Origin of the sequence: Sphingomonas kyungheensis (genome assembly GCF_037120395.1) — a bacterium.
Taxonomy (GTDB): Bacteria; Pseudomonadota; Alphaproteobacteria; order Sphingomonadales; family Sphingomonadaceae; genus Sphingomonas; species Sphingomonas kyungheensis.
In genome coordinates, this window is the sequence record NZ_JBBBDM010000011.1 from 1 (window position 1) to 17,239 (window position 17,239).

The 17,239-nt window shown below is 68.5% G+C and carries 10 protein-coding genes; 2 read left to right on the forward strand and 8 right to left on the reverse strand.

Features of this window, described 5'->3' with window-relative positions; translation table 11 throughout:
- Positions 1 to 120: 120 nt before the first annotated feature.
- The 7 genes from V8201_RS15990 to V8201_RS16020 form a co-directional block, all read right to left on the reverse strand.
- Positions 121 to 513, reverse strand: coding sequence for a DUF1622 domain-containing protein (locus tag V8201_RS15990; protein WP_271299107.1), 393 nt, complete (start codon positions 511 to 513; stop codon positions 121 to 123).
- Between the two features lie 115 nt (positions 514 to 628).
- Entirely contained in the window at positions 629 to 2,023 is a 1,395-nt protein-coding gene (locus tag V8201_RS15995) for a L,D-transpeptidase family protein (RefSeq protein WP_336545915.1), read from the reverse strand.
- Between the two features lie 618 nt (positions 2,024 to 2,641).
- A complete protein-coding gene (locus V8201_RS16000) occupies positions 2,642 to 4,555 on the reverse strand; it encodes an alpha-L-fucosidase (protein ID WP_336545916.1) in 1,914 nt (637 codons plus the stop codon).
- Between the two features lie 24 nt (positions 4,556 to 4,579).
- The gene (locus tag V8201_RS16005) at positions 4,580 to 7,018 is read right to left on the reverse strand and encodes a glycoside hydrolase family 95 protein (RefSeq protein WP_336545917.1); all 2,439 of its coding nucleotides are present in this window, start codon (positions 7,016 to 7,018) and stop codon (positions 4,580 to 4,582) included.
- Positions 7,019 to 7,064: 46 nt separating this feature from the next.
- Positions 7,065 to 10,301, reverse strand: coding sequence for a TonB-dependent receptor domain-containing protein (locus V8201_RS16010; protein WP_336545918.1), 3,237 nt, complete (start codon positions 10,299 to 10,301; stop codon positions 7,065 to 7,067).
- Positions 10,302 to 10,410: 109 nt separating this feature from the next.
- On the reverse strand, positions 10,411 to 11,433 hold the full coding sequence (locus tag V8201_RS16015; RefSeq protein WP_336545919.1) for a FecR family protein: 1,023 nt from the start codon (positions 11,431 to 11,433) through the stop codon (positions 10,411 to 10,413).
- A complete protein-coding gene (locus V8201_RS16020; RefSeq protein ID WP_336545920.1) occupies positions 11,430 to 11,957 on the reverse strand; it encodes an RNA polymerase sigma factor in 528 nt (175 codons plus the stop codon). Before V8201_RS16020 ends, V8201_RS16015 begins: the two co-directional genes overlap by 4 nt.
- A gap of 244 nt (positions 11,958 to 12,201) precedes the next feature.
- Here V8201_RS16020 and V8201_RS16025 point away from each other — a divergent pair, with 244 nt between their 5' ends.
- Positions 12,202 to 13,281: a sodium:calcium antiporter gene (locus tag V8201_RS16025; RefSeq protein WP_336545921.1), complete on the forward strand. Its 1,080-nt coding sequence runs from the start codon at positions 12,202 to 12,204 to the stop codon at positions 13,279 to 13,281.
- A gap of 62 nt (positions 13,282 to 13,343) precedes the next feature.
- Here the strand turns inward: V8201_RS16025 and V8201_RS16030 are convergent, their stop codons facing one another.
- Positions 13,344 to 15,170, reverse strand: coding sequence for a DUF885 domain-containing protein (locus V8201_RS16030; RefSeq protein WP_336545922.1), 1,827 nt, complete (start codon positions 15,168 to 15,170; stop codon positions 13,344 to 13,346).
- A 170-nt stretch (positions 15,171 to 15,340) separates the two neighbouring features.
- Between V8201_RS16030 and V8201_RS16035 the strand changes: the two genes are divergently transcribed.
- Positions 15,341 to 17,227: a gamma-glutamyltransferase family protein gene (locus tag V8201_RS16035; protein ID WP_336545923.1), complete on the forward strand. Its 1,887-nt coding sequence runs from the start codon at positions 15,341 to 15,343 to the stop codon at positions 17,225 to 17,227.
- The last annotated feature ends 12 nt before the right edge of the window (positions 17,228 to 17,239 follow it).

The window sequence follows — 17,239 nt, forward strand, 5'->3', positions numbered from 1 at the left end:
CGGCCCGGGGCTTTCGTGCGTTCCCGAGGGCTCGGCCTCACCCCAGCAGCCGCTCCCGCTGCTGCTCCACCTGCGCGCGTGCCGGGCGGGGCAAGCTGATGGGCTCGCGGATGCGTCGGATCAGTCTTCCGCGTCGCCGGCAGAGGGCGTCGCTCGGGCCGACCGGCGTTTCTGCCACGGCCAGCGCCCGTCTATTTCGACTTCCAGCGAAAAACTCAGGAAAGTCCGGATCAGGACGATGCCGGCGAGGACCAAGAGGCTCTCCAATGTCGGCTCGACCGCCACTGTATTGATGATGTCCGCCGCGACAAGAAACTCCAGACCGAGCAGGATCGACCGGCCAAGTCCCGATCGGAAATCGGCGATCAATACTGCCCGGTCGGTCGCGCCTTTGATCATCCCGATGAGGAACGCCCCCAGCGTGGCGAACGCGCCGACGACGATGATCGCGGTGCCGACGATCTCGACGGCATTGGTCGCAAGGTGGATCCAGCCGCTTTCGCTCGTGAACATCGCGCCCCTTGCCCTTACAGGATCGACTGCGCGGATCGCCGCGCGATGCCATCGTCGTCAAGGCAGCGACGCGTCGCGCTAGCCGTTCCCGGATGCACGACGCGCGACGGGCGGCTCACGGCCCCTCGTCGCTGGCGCGGGTCTCGACGCGTAGCGCCTTACCCGCCTTGAAGCCCAGCGCCGCGCCGACCCGGTCATCCCAGCCATAGGGATCGTTGCGCACGATCGGTTCGCCGGCATCGTCGAACAGCACCGTCTGGTAGAGCATCCGCACCGGTATCTGCTTGGGCAGCTTGACGAACGTCTCCTTGCCGGTGGCGCGTGCCTGATGCCATTGATCGGTCACGCCCTCGTCATGCGCGAGGATTTCAGCGAAACCGAGCGCGTCGTCGACGCGCACGCAGCCGTGACTGCGCTGCCGCTGGATCATCGCGAACAGCTGCTTGGCGGGCGTGTCGTGCAGGTAGATCGCCTGGTCGTTGAGCATGTCGAACTTGACGAGGCCGAGCGAATTCTTCGGCCCCGGCTGCTGCACCAACCAGCCGTCCTTGCGCGCGATATTGTTGGCCTTGAGATAGGCCGCGCCCTTCGCCGCCGTCTCACCCTCGATCGAGCGCGGGATCGTCCAGGTCGGGTTGGCGACGAGGCGGAAGATCGGCGAGCCGAGTTGCGGCGTCTCGCGGTCGGGTTCGCCCACCACGACCTTGCGGCTGTCGGCGATCTTGCCGTCACGCCAATAGGTCAGCCGTGCCGCCGCGAGATTGACGTCGATCCGCGTCGCGGGCGGTGTCCGTTCGAGCCAGCGCAGCCTTTCCATCGCGATCGCAATGGCGCGCGCGCGATCGGTATCGGACATGTTGAGGATCGCGAGCACCGCGCTGCCGATGACGCCGTCGGGCTTCATGCCGTAATCGGCCTGCATCTGCTGCACCGCCTTGGCCATCGTCGGCGTATATCGATCGCCCTGCGCCGATCGCTGATCGAGATAGTCGAGGACCACCAGTTCACGCGCGATCGTCGCGACGCGCGGATCGACCGCGCCGGGCTTGATCGCCTCGCCATGGACGGGGATCGCGGGGGTCGGCGTGCCGGGCTGCTGGCGCAGCGCGAGATAGGCTTTCGACAGGCGCGTGTAATTCTGATCGGCTGGCGCGAGGCTGGCGAGCCAGCCTTTCACGTCGTTGGCGCGCAGCGCATTGGCCAGCCCGGCGCGCAGGTCGGGATTGGGCCGCGGCACCGTATACACCTCGTATAATTTGGTCGGATCGGTGGCGCCGCGCGCCAGGGCGGCGGCATAGGCGAGCGCCTGCTGCGTTACGCCGGCCTCGTCACCTGCGTTGCTGGCGAATGCCATCTGGTCGAGACCGTGCGCCGCCCGCGCGTCGATCGCCTGGCGCAACTGCGCGCGCGTCTCTTTGGTCCAGTGCGCGGCGGCCGCGGGTGCGCCCGTATTGGCGCTCGTCGTTTGATTGTCGGGGGCGACGCTGATGCTGCATCCCGCCAGGAGCAAGGCGACTATCGATAACTGACCCAATTTCACAATCACATCCGACTCCTGTCGTTACGCTGGCAGAACGCACGGGACGGGTGTCTGCTCCCCCACGTGCGATCGCCATGGGTGGTGGCTCCTGAAGGCCAGCCTGCTGCCGTCGTAAGCCGCATGACCGCACCTGTGACGACCGGCGCGCGGCACGGCCGGCGACGCCGGATTGACCGCGCCCCATTCCAGCCTCCGGGCGCAATGTGCACGATGATTTGGCCGTTGCCTCGTCGATCCAAGCCGAACGCCTGTCAGCGTGCGATCCTGTATCGGATTGCTTCGCCTGGCTGGCGCGTCGTTCTCCGTCTCGAAGCGGGCGGTCAGCACGATCACCTGCCCGGAGCGTCTGTCGACAGACGGGCCATCGCGGTATCTCGACGAGGTTCCGTTCGCCCGGACCTTGGTGGGGTCTTCCCGAACCTGCGCCGGGGCGCCGGGGGGGGGGGCGCACCTTATGGACCAGCCATAGGCTGGCCGCGCCTCGCGGAGAGCCGAGACGTCAGGTCGATGCAGGAGAATGGTTGCGCCGCCATGCGACCGTCACCGTCACCGTCACCGTCACGGTCACACAGCGGCGAGACCCCACGCTCAACGCCTCAGGATGGAAAGATCGGCGATCGCGATAGCGCCGGCGGGCCGTGCGGTCTGGTGGAAGACGAAGCGCAGCCATGTCACAGCCGCACCGGACGCGAAGGCAATATGCTGCGGTGACAGTGCGTTGACGATATTGGAAAACTCGCCGTCTGCGAGCGGATGCCACCTGCTGCCGTCGGGACTGGCCTCGACCGTATAGCGTTTGGGCGGCGCGGCATCGTCCATGACGGCGCGTGAAGGCGTCAGGATGAAGCCGGCGAGGCGCTGCGCGGTATGGAAGCGAAGCGTGACCGCCGCCTCTGCCGGGCCGCCCGACACCGGCATCCGCCAGACCGTCCCGGCATCCGCGTCGAACAGCGCCTGCACATGCGGCGCGGAGCTCGACACCAGCGTCCACTCCGCCGGTGAGACCGCGTTCTGATCGGGCGCGGCAGGGCGCGCGACCGGCAGTGGGGTCACCTGCCGGAACAGGGCGATCTCGCTGATCGCGGGACATGCCGGCGCCTCGGTGATGCGCAGGCGCAGGCGACGGGCCTGTACGGGCGCGGGCAGGCGGACGATGCGTTGCGCGGCGATACAGGCACCTGCGGCGACCTCGCGCCAGCCGCTGCCGTGGTCGAGATCGATCGCGAAGCGGGTGACGCGCACGCCGAGCGGCAGACATTCGCGCAAGCGGATCAGGTCGAAGGCGCGTCCGGGCGGCAGCTCGAGGACCAGCGATGGCGTATGGACGGCGTCGGGGGGCGACCAATAGCTGTTCGGATCGCCGTCCAGCACCCGCGCCGCGGCATAGGCGCTGCCACGGACCTGGTCGGCCTGCGCGACGGCACCCCGGGCGAGATCGTTCGCGAAGGTGGCGCGCTGCGCATCGCCGAACGACCGGAGCACCGCGCAATCGATGTCGGCGAGCCGGCCGCGCCGGTCGGGCGGCAGGTTGAGGATCAGATTGGTGCCGCGCGCGACGGACTCGTCGTACAGCCGCACCAGCCGCTGCGGATCCTTGACCTTCGAATCCTCGTCTTCATGGTAGAACCAGCCCGGCCGGATCGAGGTATTGGTCTCTGCCGGCCACCAGAGCGGGCCGTCGCGCAGCCCGGCATTACCCTCCGCCTGGCTCGGCTTGTGGTTCGGCATGGTCGGCCAGCAGGGATCGCCGGCGACGCCATCCTCATTGCCGACCCAGCGCGCATCCGATCCGAGCGGTTCGAAGGTGCAGGCCATCGGCTGATGGCGATGCACCAGCGCGACGATCTCGGGCCAATTGTAATAGGCCTCGGCGTCGATCTTCCGCGTCTCGCGCGCGCCGCCATAATAGCCGTCGCCGCCATTGGCGCCGTCGAACCAGAATTCGAACAGCGGGCCGTAGCGGGTGCAGAGCTCGACGATCTGTCGCCGGTAATAATCGATATAGGCGGGCCGGCCATAATCGGCATGATTACGGTCCCATGGCGACAGATACAGGCCGAAGGCGAGCCCAGCCCGGCGGCAGGCCCGTTCAAATTCGCGAACGACGTCGCCCTTGCCGCCGCGGAACGGGCTGTTGCGCACGCAATGCTCGGTAAGCCGGGTCGGCCACAGGCAGAAGCCATCATGGTGTTTGGCGGTGAGGATGAGGCCGCGCAAGCCGCCCGCCTTGGCCGCATCGACGATCTGATCGGCCGAGAAGTCGGTGGGGTCGAACAGCGCCGGGCTTTCGTCGCCATAGCCCCATTCGCGATTGGTGAAGGTGTTGATCGAAAAGTGGACGAAGGCATATTGCTCGCGCCGGTGCCAGGCGAGCTGGCGGGGCGAGGGCGTCGCACCGTAGGGCGCCGGGGCGGCCGGCCCAGGCGGTGACGCCTGGGCGAGGCTGATGCCCGCGCTGGCGAGGCCCGAGGCCATGAGGGTGCGACGCGATAGGATCGGCATGAAAGGTCCTGAAGGGAGGTTCGGTCAGGCCGCAGTCGCCGGAGCGGGCGGCACAGGACGCAGGGTGATCGCATAACGCAGCCAGCGCCGCGTGCGCACGCGGGTGACGCCGTCATCGCGCCCGAAGTCGCAGCGGCGGTGACCCTGTCGGATCGTCGTCACGGCGAAGCCCGGCGGCGCGCGCAGGACGAGCGCGTCGCCGCCTGCCGTCACCGTGGCGTGGATCGCGTCCGGCTGCCACGTGATGTCGACGGTATGGCCGCCGCGTGCGCGCAGGCCGGTGAAATTGCCCGATCGCCAGCCCGCCGGCATCGCCGGCAGCAGCGCGACGACATCGTCGTGGCTCTGCAGCAGCATCTCGGCGATGGCGGCGGTGATGCCGAAATTGCCGTCGATCTGGAAGACGGGCCGCGGCTGCATCGGATGCGTGTCGAGCAGATTGGCGGCGACCGCATGGCCGAGGAAGGCGGTCAGCGACCGGGCGGTATCCTCGCGCCGGCCGAGCCGCGCCCAGATCGCCGTCGCCCAGGCACGGCTCCAGCCGGTGCTCGATCCGCCATGCGCCTCGCGTCGTGCGAGCGACACGGCGCCCGCGGTCGCCAGCGTCGGCGTGCGCTGCGGCGTCAGCTCGGCGCCGGGATAGAGCGGGTAGAGATGCGAGACGTGGCGGTGGCCGGGGTCCTGCTCCGCATAATCTTGCGACCATTCCTGCAACTGGCCGTAGCGGCCGACCCGATAGGGCTCCAACCGGTCAAGCAGCGCGGTCAGCCGCGGGGCGAGATCGCTGGTGTCGCCGACCAGCGCGGCCGCGGCGATGCAATGCCGGAACAGCTCGCGGATCAGCGCGAGGTCCATCGTGCAGCCCGCGCTGATCGCCGCGGTCTGGCCGGGCGCGACGACGAACAGGTTCTCCGGCGAGATCGACGGTGCGGTGGTCAGTCGCGCGCCGGCCGGATCCGCGACCAGCCATGCCGCGCAAAAGTCGGCGCAGCCGCGCAGCAGCGGGAAGCCGCGCTCGGCGAGGAAGCGGCGGTCGCCGGTGAACTGATAATGGTCCCAGACATGGCGGGCGAGCCACGCCCCGCCCATCGGCCAGTTCGCCCAATTGGGGTCGCCCGCGCCTTCGCCGACCGGGTTGGTCATCGCCCACAGATCGCTGTTGTGATGCACGCACCAGCCGGGCAGCCCATAGAGCGTGCGCGCGGTGCGCGCGCCATTGACGGCGAGCCGCTCAATATGATCGATCAGCGGCAGGTGGCATTCGGAGAGATTGCAGCTTTCCGCCGGCCAGTAATTCATCTGCACGTTGATGTTGGTGGTGTAGTTGCAGCTCCACGGCGGCCGCAGCTTCGCGTTCCACAGGCCTTGCAGGTTGGCGGGCATCGTCCCGGCGCGCGAGGCGGCGATCAGCAGATAGCGGCCGAGGTGGAACAGCCGCTCGACCTGCGCCGCCTCCGCATCGTCCGCCGCATCGGTCAACGCCAGCGCGGTGCGCCGGTAGAGCGCCTGATGATCGCGCAGATGGCGCGTGCGCAGCGTCGCGAACGGTCTGCCGCCGGCCGCCAGGACGCGCGTCGCCTCGGCGACGACGGTCGCGGCGGGCGTGTCGGGCATGCGGTCGAAACCGCGGAAGCCGGTCGCCGCGGCGATGCGGATGACGATGGCATCGGCGCCGGTGACGTGCAGCGCATCGCCCCGGCTCGCGACGCGGCCGCCCTTGGTCTCGACCGACAGGATCGTCGCAAAGGCCATGCCGTGGCCAGGCCGGTCCGAATAGGCGACCGGATCGGCGACGTCGCGATAGTCCGGCGCGCAGCGTGTCGGCGCCTTGCCGGTGAGCGTCACGCGGTCGTCCTGCGCGACCGCCTCGCCCTGCAACAGCGTCGCCAGCGCGATCCGGCCGTCGAGCGCGCCGGCGCGATCGGCGGTGAGGCGCAGGATGATGATCTGATCGGGGTGCGAGGCGAACAGCTCGCGGCGAAAGGTGGTCCCGGCGCAGCGGTAGGAGACGGTGGCGATGCCACGGTCGAGATCGAGCGCGCGGCGATAGTCGCTGACCGGCGCATCGTGCGACAGGTCGAGCAGCAGGTTCGCCATCGGCGCATAGCTCTGGCTGAAGGCGCCCTGCAGGCGCTTGCTCAGCCGGTCGGCCGCGCGCGGATCATCGGCGAAGACCGCGTCGCGCACCGCGGCGAGTGCGGCGCGGCCGTCATGGTCGGGCCGCTCCGCCGGCTGGCCCGACCACAGGCTGTCGTGATTGAGCGCGATCACCTCCTGCGCGACGGCGCCGCCCATCATCGCGCCGATCCGGCCGTTGCCGACCGGGTGGCCGAGCAGCCATTCGCTGGCGGGCGTGGTGGCGACCAGCCGATGCCCGCGCCGCCCGGCGGGCTCGCCGGCCTGCGCCGCCTCGTCCACGGCGGTCAGGCCGAGCAGGAAGGCCGCACCGCCCCCGACGAGCAACTCGCGTCGCGACGCATCGGCCGGTGCGGCGGCGGGGTGAGGATCATCAGAAATTGAGTGTCGCCCCCATGTTGATCGATCGGCCGAGCGCGTCATAGACCGACGGCGAGGTGTTGACCCGCTCCGCCGCTTCGAGCGGCGGGCTGGGCCGCACCGGCGGATTGGTGTTGAAGATATTGTTGACGACGACGCGCAGCGTCAGGCTGCGCGATACGGTAACGCTGGTGCTGAGATCGAACAGATCATAGGCCGGCAGATATTTGTATGCGTCGGGAACGCTCGCATCGTCGGCGCCGAAGATCGGATTGCCGTCGAGCCGTGAATTCTTGAGCCCCGAATTGTGCCGCCAGTTGAGCGACACCAGCCCCTGCGTCTTCGCGCTGTCCGGTGAGGCGAGCGTTACGCGGACATTATGCTGGTAGCGGCGGTAGCCCTGGCCGGCATAGGGGCCGAACAGGCCGACGACGTTGAAGTCGGTGTCCGGCAGGCCGAGGTCGCCGCCCTTGGCGGTCTGCAACGTCGCGACATAGCTGGTCGACAGTTTCGCCCAGCCGCCGAGCCGCCGATCGTAATTGGCCGAGAAGTTGAAGCCGCGCGCGTTGGTCTTGCCGAGATTGCTGTAGCCCTGATTGATGTAACCGCTCGTCGATCCCGTGTTGCTGAACAGGCTGCCGTCGGCATTGCGGACGAGCTGGCCGCAGAAGAAGTCGTAGCCCGTGTTGGCGCAGGTCTGCAGGAAATCGATCGCGCGATAATAGCCGATGCCGTTTTCGATCTGGATGCTGTAATAATCGGCGGTGAGCGACAGGCCACGCAGCCAGTGCGGCGTCACCACCAGACCATAAGTATAGGTATGGGCGATCTCCGGGGTGACGAGACCCTGCGAGCCGTTGCGGACGGTGCAGAGATTGTCGGGACATTGCGGGATCGTGCCATATTGCGCGGCGGTCACGCCGCTCTTCTGGCAGACGGCGAGGCTGGCGGATGGCGTCGCACCGGCGCACGGATCGCCCAATGTATTGGCGTCGAGCGTGCCGTAGCTGACCGAGGCGTTGGACGAGAGTTCGTAGATGCTCGGCGCGCGCGTCGCCTTGTTGTAGCTGGCGCGCAGGAGCAGGTCCTCGACCGGGCGCCAGCTGCCGTCGATCTTGTAGGTCGAGCGCATCTTGTCGACGCCGGAATAATCGGAGCCGCGGATCGCCGCGCCGAAGCTCAGATCGCGGACGAACGGCCGGTCGCTGACCAGCGGCACGTTGATCTCGCCATAGATGTCGAAGGCGTGGTTCGACAGGCTATTGGCCGTCGATCCGAAGGCTGCGGTATAAGCGGCGTCCGGGTTGGAGCGATAGGTGTTCCTGCGATATTCGGTGCCGAGCGCGACATTCACCCCCTTGCTCGAGAACGGGCTGCGGATGCCATATTCGCCGAGGTCACCGGTGATATTGGCATTGCCGACCCATTGTTCGTAGCGTTCACGGAACAGCCCGCCGCCTTCGGCATAGGAGACATAGTCGATCGCCGCGGCGCTCGGCCCGGCGGTGGTGAAGATATCGAGCGGGACGCAGCCGGGATTGCTCGCCGCTGCGGCGCAAGTCGCGACGCCATTGACGTCCACCACCTGCAAGGCGTTGGCGACCTTGACCGGATCGACGCGATTGAGCTGGCGCTGGCGATATAGGGTCGTCGAATAGACCCCGCCGACGTCATAATGCCAGGCGCTGCCGAGATCGCCGCGGACGCCGGCGACGCCGCGATAGATTTCGTTGCGGGAACGGGTGATCTGCGGCGCGCTGAAGCGATAGCGCACGTCCGTGGTGACGCTGGTCGCGGTGCCCGCCGCCGTGCCGCACAGCGATTGCGCCTGCTGCGCAGACAGCAGCGGATTGTCGCAATTGATGCTGTACGCCACCGACCCGGGTTGGATCGTCGCCGGTGCCGACTGGCTGGTGGCGTCCGACCGGAGATACAGGCCGTTGGCGTAGAGCTGGATCGCCGGCGACACTTCGTAGTTTAGGAAGACCGCGCCGTTGTAGCGGGTATTCTGACGCTGGAAATAGAAAGCGTCGTTGTAGTTATAGCCGTTGGTGCCGGTATACGGGGCAAAGGCGCGCGCGCCGTCGGCGGCATTGGTGAAGATGGCGCCGGTCTGGGCGGGGCCGGACAGCGCCTGAAAATAACCGGCCGGTGTCGCCGACGAGGGGGAGGCGCAGACCACGGTCTGGCCCGACAGCGTGATCGGACAGACCGAAAAGGAGCGCGAGGTGGCGAGCACCGGCTCGACCTGGCTGTACGCGCCGAACAGCGCGACATTTCCGCGACCGCCGGCGAAATTGTGGCCGATGCTGATATTGGCGTCGAACCGGCCGCCGTCGTTGCGCGCGCCGGTCGGCACGGCGAAACCCGAATTGCGTGCCGCCTGGGCGGCGATGTTGTCGCGATTGTCGGCGTTGTAGAAGCCGTAGTTGATATTGGCGTTGAGCCCTTCGAAATCCTTGCGCAGGATGAAGTTGACGACTCCGCCGATCGCATCCGAGCCATAGACCGCGGAAGCGCCGCCGGTGAGCAGGTCGACGCGCTCGATCAGCCCGACCGGTATCACCGACGCGTCGATCCCTTCGGTCACGCCGATCCGCTGACCGTCGATCAGCGTCAGCGTGCGGTTGGTGCCGAGGCCGTGAAAATCGAATTGCTGGCGACCATTGCCGTTCGACAGATTGGTGTCGCTGTTCTTGATCGCGGGTACGCGGTTGAGCACCTCCTGCACGCTGAACGCAGATTGCAGCTTGATCTCGGCCTGGCCGACGCTGGTCACCGGTGCGGTCTCGACGAGGTTCTTCGAGCGGATGCGCGATCCGGTGACGACGACATCCTCGCCATCCGGGCTCGGATCGTCCTGACGATCGGCCTGCGCATCGACCGGGCCGACCGTATCGCTCTGTGCGGTCAACGCGGCCGGCACCAGGCCCGCGGCGCGGCTGATGACATAGACGCCCTGCGGCGTCCGCGCGACGGCGAGCCCGCTGCCTTGCAACAGCCGGTCCAGCCCTGTCTCGACGGTCATGCTGCCGACGAGCGGGGGGGCGGTGCGCGTGCCGAGCAGCGCTTCGTCAAAGGCGAGCTGGATATGCGCCTGCCGCCCGAACATGCGGAGCGCCTGGCCGAGCGATTGCGCCTTGATGGCGATACGAACCGGACGCTGCTGCGCGACGGCAGGCGATGCGATCGTCATCGTGGCGAGGGCCGCCAGGCTGACGGCGGTGAACAGATGGCGACATCCTGCCATGTATCGAAACCCCTCTTATGTTGTGTTTTTATGACGCACGAGGGCTCCGGATGCTCAGCACGTTGCGCGAAATTAATACCTGTCCTGCAGATTGGTATGGGATTGGCTATTAGCGCGCGACGAGCGTGAGCGTGTCGCGACCGGTTTCGACGCGGGTCGGCAGGGTCGCCGCGACCGCCTGGGCAAAGGCGTCGCTGTCACCGGCGTTGAACACGCCGCTGATCCGCAGGTCGGCGACCGCCGGCGCGACGACGATCCGGCGCGCGCCGGCAAAGCGGTTCATCCGCTCCGCCGCGATCGCGAGCGGTTCGGCGGTGAAGCTCAGCTGCCCCTCGTCGAGCCCGTCCCCCGCGGCGAGCGGCGTGATCGACGCCGCGGCCGCACCCGCCGCCAGCCGCAGTTCGCTGCCCGGCACCAAGGCGCGCTCGGCGGGGACGAGCCGGTCGCCGCGGCGGGCCAGCGTCGCGACCGGGCCGCGCCCGGCATCGTGGAGGATGGCGACATGGCCCTCGAACAGGCCGACGCGGATTTCGCCGGTCAGCGCCTCGACCGAGAATTCGGTGCCGGTGGCGACCACCACGTCGCGGCCGACGTGGACGGCAAAGGGGCGCAGCGGGTTCTTGGCGACCTTGAAGCGCGCGCGGCCGCGCACCAGCGTCAGGTCGCGGCGCTGATCGGTGAAGGCGGTCGAGACCACGCTGTCGGCGTCGAGCGACAGTCGCGAACCGTCGGCGAGCGCGACGACGCGCCGCTCGCCGATCCCGGTCCGGTAGACGGCGCCGCCCTGCTGCTGCCAGAGCAAGGCCGCCAATGCGACGGCGACCAGCGCCAGCGCCGCTGCGATCGCCTGCCACGGCGTCCGGCGCAGCACGGCGAGCGGACGCCGCGCGGCGGCGCACGCCATCGCGTCGCGGGCCTCGTGGCGCAAGGCGATCAGCTCGGGCGTCTCGGCGTCCGCCTCGATCCCCGCCCATAGCGCCAGCGCTTGATCGAGATGCGACTGACGGTTCGCATCGCCGGCGAGCCAATCGCGCAAGGCGCGATGTTCGGCGGGGCTGAGGTCGCCTGCGTCGAGCCGGATGCACCAGCCGATCGCCGCCTCCCGGTCCGCCATCGCCGCGTCGCCGCTCATCGCCGCTCCTCCGCATTCGCGAGCAGCGCCTGCATCGCCTTGGCGATATGCTTCTCGACCGCGCTGACCGAGATGCCGAACGCCGCGGCGATGGCTTTGCGTTGCAGGTTCTCGAGCCGGTAGAGGATGAAGATCTGGCGGGTCCGGTCGGGCAGGGTGGCAAGCGTCGTCGCGACGCAGCCCACGCTCTGCCGCGCGGCGAGCAGGCGTTCGGCGTCGAACGTGTCGACGTCGGCGCTGCCGTCTTCCGCCCAAGACTGGATATAGCGCACCCGCGTCGCCTCGCGGCGGACGTGATCGCGCAACAGATTGGCCGCGGTCTGAAAGATATAGCCTTCGGGATTGCCGGCGACGCGTCCGTCCATGCCGCTGATCCGCACGAACATGTCCTGCACCAGATCCTCGGCGAGCGTACGATCGTGCAGGCGGCGCAGGAAGAAGGCGAGCAGCGCCGGCCGCATCTGCCGCAGCATCGCGAGCAGGTCGGGCGTGCCCCCCGCCGGATCGGATCGTACCAGTCGCATGATGGTGAGACGTACGGGCGGGCGATACACTCAGCAAATATTTGCGGACGATCGATCCTCTGATTGCTCGGAATCGGTCCGGTTCCGGCAGTTGAGGCGATGTGGTGGTCGGCGCGGTGACCGATACGATCGCATCGGTCGTGCAACCGGCCCCGTATTGAAAGCTGGATCGTCCAGGAACGCTTGTTCAGCCGGTTCGCTATGGTCGATCGCCTGTCGCTCGCAGGCACATCGAAAGTCACGCATGTTCAACGGTCTCAGCCTACCGGTCCTGCTCGCGATCTTTGCCGGCTGTGCGGGCGTGATTTGGGTCGCCGGCGTGAAACTTGCCGATACCACCGACATCCTCGCCTCGCGGCTCCATCTCGGCAAGGCGCTGGGCGGCATCATCGTGCTCGCCGTCGCCACCAACCTGCCCGAGATCGCGATCACGGTCAGTGCGGCATTGGCTGGCAATCTGGGGGTGGCGGTCGGCAACATCCTGGGTGGCATCGCGATCCAGACGGTCGTGCTCGTGGCGATGGATGTCGCCATGACGGAACGAATGCCCCTGACCTACCGTGCCGCCAGCCTCACGCTGGTCGTGGAAGCCGTTTTGGTCGTCGCGGTGCTGATCGTGGCGATCATGGCGACGCAATTGCCCGGTACGCTGATCGCGGCCCGCCTGACTCCCGGGGCGGTGTTGATCGCGGTTCTGTGGGTGATCGGCGTTTGGCTCTCCAGCAAAGCCAGTAAGGGGCTGCCATGGCACGACGCGAGCGGCACCGCACCCGATGGCCAGGACGAACCCAAGGGTTACTCGCAGGCCAAGAAGGACGATGCATCCGGTCGGAAGGGTGAGAGCACGGTCCGCGTCGCCTTGGTCTTCGGCGCGGCTGCGCTGGCCACGCTGGCGGCCGGTGTGCTGCTGGAACGTAGCGGCGATGCCATCGCCGAGACCATCGGGCTCAGCGGGGTCCTGTTCGGCGCGACGGTACTGGCGGCGGCGACGTCGCTACCCGAATTGTCGACCGGTATCGCGTCGGTTCGGATGAAGGATTATCAGCTCGCGGTCAGCGACATTTTCGGCGGCAATGCCTTTCTCCCGGTCCTCTTCCTGGTGGCCGTCGTCATTTCCGGCAAGGCGGTGCTGCCAGACGCGCAGGCCAGCGACATCTATCTCGCAGGTCTCGGCGTCCTGCTGACCTGCGTCTACGCCGCAGGCCTGATCTTCCGGCCCAAGCGGCAGATCTTGCGGATGGGGATCGACTCCCTGACGGTGCTGGTCCTCTACGCTCTCGGCGTGGGCGGCCTGTTCGCGATCTCCGGAGGAAACGGCGGCTAGGCCAGGCTCCCGAACCGCATCTCTGCATGAAGGCCGCTGACCACGCCCATCCGCCGCGCCGGTCAAATCGCGCGGGCGCGCTCCTCGACGATCCGTTGCAGCATCGAGAGCGGCATGGCGCCGGCCTCCAGCACGTCGTGGAAATGTTTGAGGTCGAAGCGGTCGCCGGCGATCGTCCTGGCGGTTTCGCGGGCGCGCAGCCAGGCGGCGTGGCCGATCTTGTAGCTGCATGCCTGACCGGGCGAGACGCAATAGCGCTCGACCTCGCGCTGCGAGCGGCCGGGCGCGAACCCGACGGTGTCGACGAGGTATCGTGTCGCCTGGTCATGCGTCCACTGCTTGGTGTGGATGCCGGTATCGACCACCAGACGCGCGGCGCGGAACAGGAAGGACTGGAGATAGCCGGCGCGCTCCACCGGTGAGGCATAGCCGCCAAGCTCGTCGGCGAGCTGTTCGGCATAAAGCGCCCAGCCTTCGAGATAGGCGTTGAAGAAGGCGATCTTGCGCAAGGGATGCGTCGGCGCGCGCTGCGCCGTCGAGATCTGCAGGTGATGGCCCGGCACGCCCTCGTGATAGGTCAGGCTCGGCAGCGTGTATTTCGGCCAGTCGTTCACGCTCTTGAGGTTGATCCAGTAGATGGCGGCGCGCGAGCCATCGAGCGGCGCGCGGAAATAATAGCCGTTGGGGGCGCCGTCCTGGATCTCGGGCGCGACGCGGCGGATCTCGAGCGCCGCATTGGGCGGATTGCTGAACGCCTGCGGCAGCCGGGCCTGCATCGCCCGCACGCCGGCGTTGAGGCTGGCGAGCAATGCGGTGCGGCCCGCATCGCTGTCGGCGAAGAGCTGCGCGGGCAGGCGGTTGAGCTGATCGAGGCGGGCGCCGACGCTGCCCTGCGTCAGCCCCTGGCTGCGCAGGATCGGATCGAGCTGCGCGGTAAGCTCCGCGACCTGTTGCAGGCCCATGCGATGGACTGCCTCGGGTGACAGATCGGTGGTCGTCGATTGCGCCAGGGCGGCGGCATAGATCGCCGCGCCGTCGGGAATCGCCCAGATGCCGGCCGCCGACCGCGCCTTCGGGCGCAGCGCGCGGAGCAGCGCGATCTGCCGGTCGAGCGCGGGATAGACCTGCGCGGCGACGATCCTGGCGGCGCGGGCCTGCCAGTCGCCGGGGATGGTCGCCGCCGCGGTGCGGCGGGTCAGCGACTGGACCAACTGGCTGTCGGCGGGCGCGGGGGCGCGCAGCTTCGCCATCTGGCCGAGCGCGAGATCGAGCGAGAAATCGGGCGCGACCCGGCCCTTCGCCGCCTCGCGCCGCTGCACCTCGGTCTCATTGTCGAGCTGGCGGCCCATCAGCGCCAGCCGGTCGAGATACGCCTCCGCATCGTCCGCGGTCTTGACCGGATGGGTCGAGGCGAGAAAGTCGGGCAGCGAGAAATAGACACCGTCCTGCTGCGAGATCGGATAGGGCCCCTGCGGCGAGGCGAGCCCGAACCGCTCCGGGCCGACCATGTTCGATTCGATATTGTAGAGGACGACCTCGCGATCGATCCGCGCCTGCGGCGACAGCGAGGCGGGATCGACCGCGGTGATCAGCGCACGCGCGCGGCGGTTGCGGGCGAGATCGTCGGCGATCGCCTTGTAGCTGTTGTCGCCGAGCGTGTGGCGCAGGGCGGCATTCTTGCCGGTATCGAGGCCAAGCGAGGTGGCGAATTCAGGCGACTGGCGGACCGTCTCGTCGAGCACCTGATCGAAGGCGGCGTTGAGCCGCGCGTCGCCCGCCGACGCCGGCGTCGCATTGGCAGGGGCGGCCTGCGCGAGGGCGGATCGGGCGGGCAGCAGGCTCAACCCGGCGGTGGCGGCGGTGGACATGATGAAGACGCGACGATCCATGCCGATGATCCTGATGTGAGGCCCGAAACGCCGCACGCTAGGCGACGACGATCGGCCTGCGCAACCCGGTTGCGCGCCGGCGGCCGCCCTATCGCAGCTACGTCAAGCAACCCCTTGTGCACGCGGGCGAAGCTCGCGAGGATCAGCGATCAACGTCGGGAAGATCCATCATGCATCGTCGTACCTTCCTTGCCGCCCTGCCGGCGGCGGCGCTGGGTCCCGCTGCCGGCGCGGCGGCGGGGCAGGACGGCCGCGGCGTGCCGGGCGGACAGGGCGCGCCGGGGCCGGGGCAGGGGGGCGCGCGGTCACCGGCGGCGCCGGCGCTGCCGCCCCGATGGGAGGCGGGCGCCGATCGCTTCCTGCGCCCCGACGTGTCCGCCGGTGATCGCCCGGTCGGCGCGAGCTTCGCGTCGCGGACCGCCGCTTATGGCCTGCACGGCGCCGCCGGCACCGCGCACCCGCTGGCGACGCAGGCGGGAATCGACATCCTGCGCCGCGGTGGTTCGGCGGTGGATGCCGCGATCGCGATCAACGCCTGTCTCGGCATGCTCGAACCGACGTCGAGCGGCATCGGCGGCGATGCCTATGCGATGATCTGGGACCCCCGGCAGCGCAAGGTCGTCGGACTGGCGGGATCGGGCGCGTCGCCGCGCGGGCTGAGCCTGGAGACGGTGCGGTCGCGGGCGCGGGGCGGCGCGCTGCCGCCGCTCGGCGCGGTGTCGGTGTCGGTGCCGGGGGCGGTGGATGCCTGGTGGACGATGCACCGGCGCTACGGGCGGCTGCCGTGGGCGCAGCTGTTCGAGCCGGCGATCGCCCATGCCGAGGCGGGGGCGCCGGTGCCCGACATCATCGCTTATTACATCCGCCGCAGCATGGCGGCGTTCCGCCGGCCGGGTAACGGCATCGAAGAGACGGCGAACGCGCTGCGCACCTATGGCCTCGCCGATGGCAAGGGACCGGCGGCGGGGCAGGTGTTCCGCAATCCCGATCTCGCCCGCACCTATCGCGCGATCGCCGCCGGTGGCCGCGACGCCTTCTACACCGGCGATATCGCGCGAACGATCGACCGCTATTTCAAGCGGATCGGCGGCTGGTTGCGCTATGAGGATCTGGCGGCGCACCATTCCGAATGGGTCGAGCCGCATCGTACCGGCTATCGCGGCGTCGACGTTCACGCGCTGGGCGCCAATACGCAGGGCATCGCCACGTTGCAGATGCTCAACATCCTCGAAACGTTCGATCTCGGCGAGGCGGGCTTCCAGTCGCCGCTGTCGATCCACCTCCAGGCCGAGGCCAAGCGGCTCGCCTATGAGGACCGCGCGCGCTTCTACGCCGACCCGCGGTTCAGCAAGGTGCCGGTCGAATGGCTGATCTCGAAGGACTATGCGCGCCAGCGCGCAAAGCTGATCCGGCCCGATCGCATCCTCGATCCCGTCTATCCCGGACAGGCGCCGAGCCATGGCGACACCACCTATTTCAGCTGCGCCGATGCGGACGGCATGATGGTGTCGATGATCCAGTCCAACTTCCGCGGCATGGGATCGGGGCTGGTCGCCGACGGCCTCGGCTTCATGTTCCAGGATCGCGGCCAGCTGTTCAGCCTCCAGGACGGCCACCCCAATATCTATGCGCCGGGCAAGCGCCCGTTCCAGACGATCATCCCCGGCTTCGCGACGCGGGGACGCGATCCGTGGATGAGCTTCGGCGTGATGGGCGGCGACATGCAGCCGCAGGGCCAGACGCAGATCATCGTCAACCGGGTCGACTATGGGCTGGAGATCCAGTCGGCCGGCGATGCGCCGCGCTGGCATCACGAGGGGTCGTCGCAGTCGATGGGGGAGGATGCCGCCGGGCTCGGCCCGCGCGGCCTGCTGCGGCTCGAGACGGGCGTGCCGCACGCGACGCGGCAACGGCTGGCGGAGATCGGCTGGACGATCGGCGAGCCCGACGGCGGCTTCGGCCGCTACGAATGCGTCGAGCATCGGATGGACGGCGACACCCGCGTCTATGCCGCGGCGAGCGAGATGCGCGCTGACGGCTGTGCTTTGGCCTATTGAGGGGGATGACGA

Bases quoted from the DNA above. Each gene is read 5' to 3' on its own strand.
- V8201_RS16000 (WP_336545916.1), bottom strand. From the start codon at position 4,555: ATGCCGATCCTATCGCGTCGCACCCTCATGGCCTCGGGCCTCGCCAGC.
- V8201_RS16015 (WP_336545919.1), bottom strand. From the start codon at position 11,433: ATGAGCGGCGACGCGGCGATGGCGGACCGGGAGGCGGCGATCGGCTGG.
- V8201_RS16035 (WP_336545923.1), top strand. From the start codon at position 15,341: ATGCATCGTCGTACCTTCCTTGCCGCCCTGCCGGCGGCGGCGCTGGGT.
- V8201_RS16010 (WP_336545918.1), bottom strand. From the start codon at position 10,301: ATGGCAGGATGTCGCCATCTGTTCACCGCCGTCAGCCTGGCGGCCCTC.
- V8201_RS16020 (WP_336545920.1), bottom strand. From the start codon at position 11,957: ATGCGACTGGTACGATCCGATCCGGCGGGGGGCACGCCCGACCTGCTC.
- V8201_RS16025 (WP_336545921.1), top strand. From the start codon at position 12,202: ATGTTCAACGGTCTCAGCCTACCGGTCCTGCTCGCGATCTTTGCCGGC.
- V8201_RS15990 (WP_271299107.1), bottom strand. From the start codon at position 513: ATGTTCACGAGCGAAAGCGGCTGGATCCACCTTGCGACCAATGCCGTC.
- V8201_RS16030 (WP_336545922.1), bottom strand. From the start codon at position 15,170: ATGGATCGTCGCGTCTTCATCATGTCCACCGCCGCCACCGCCGGGTTG.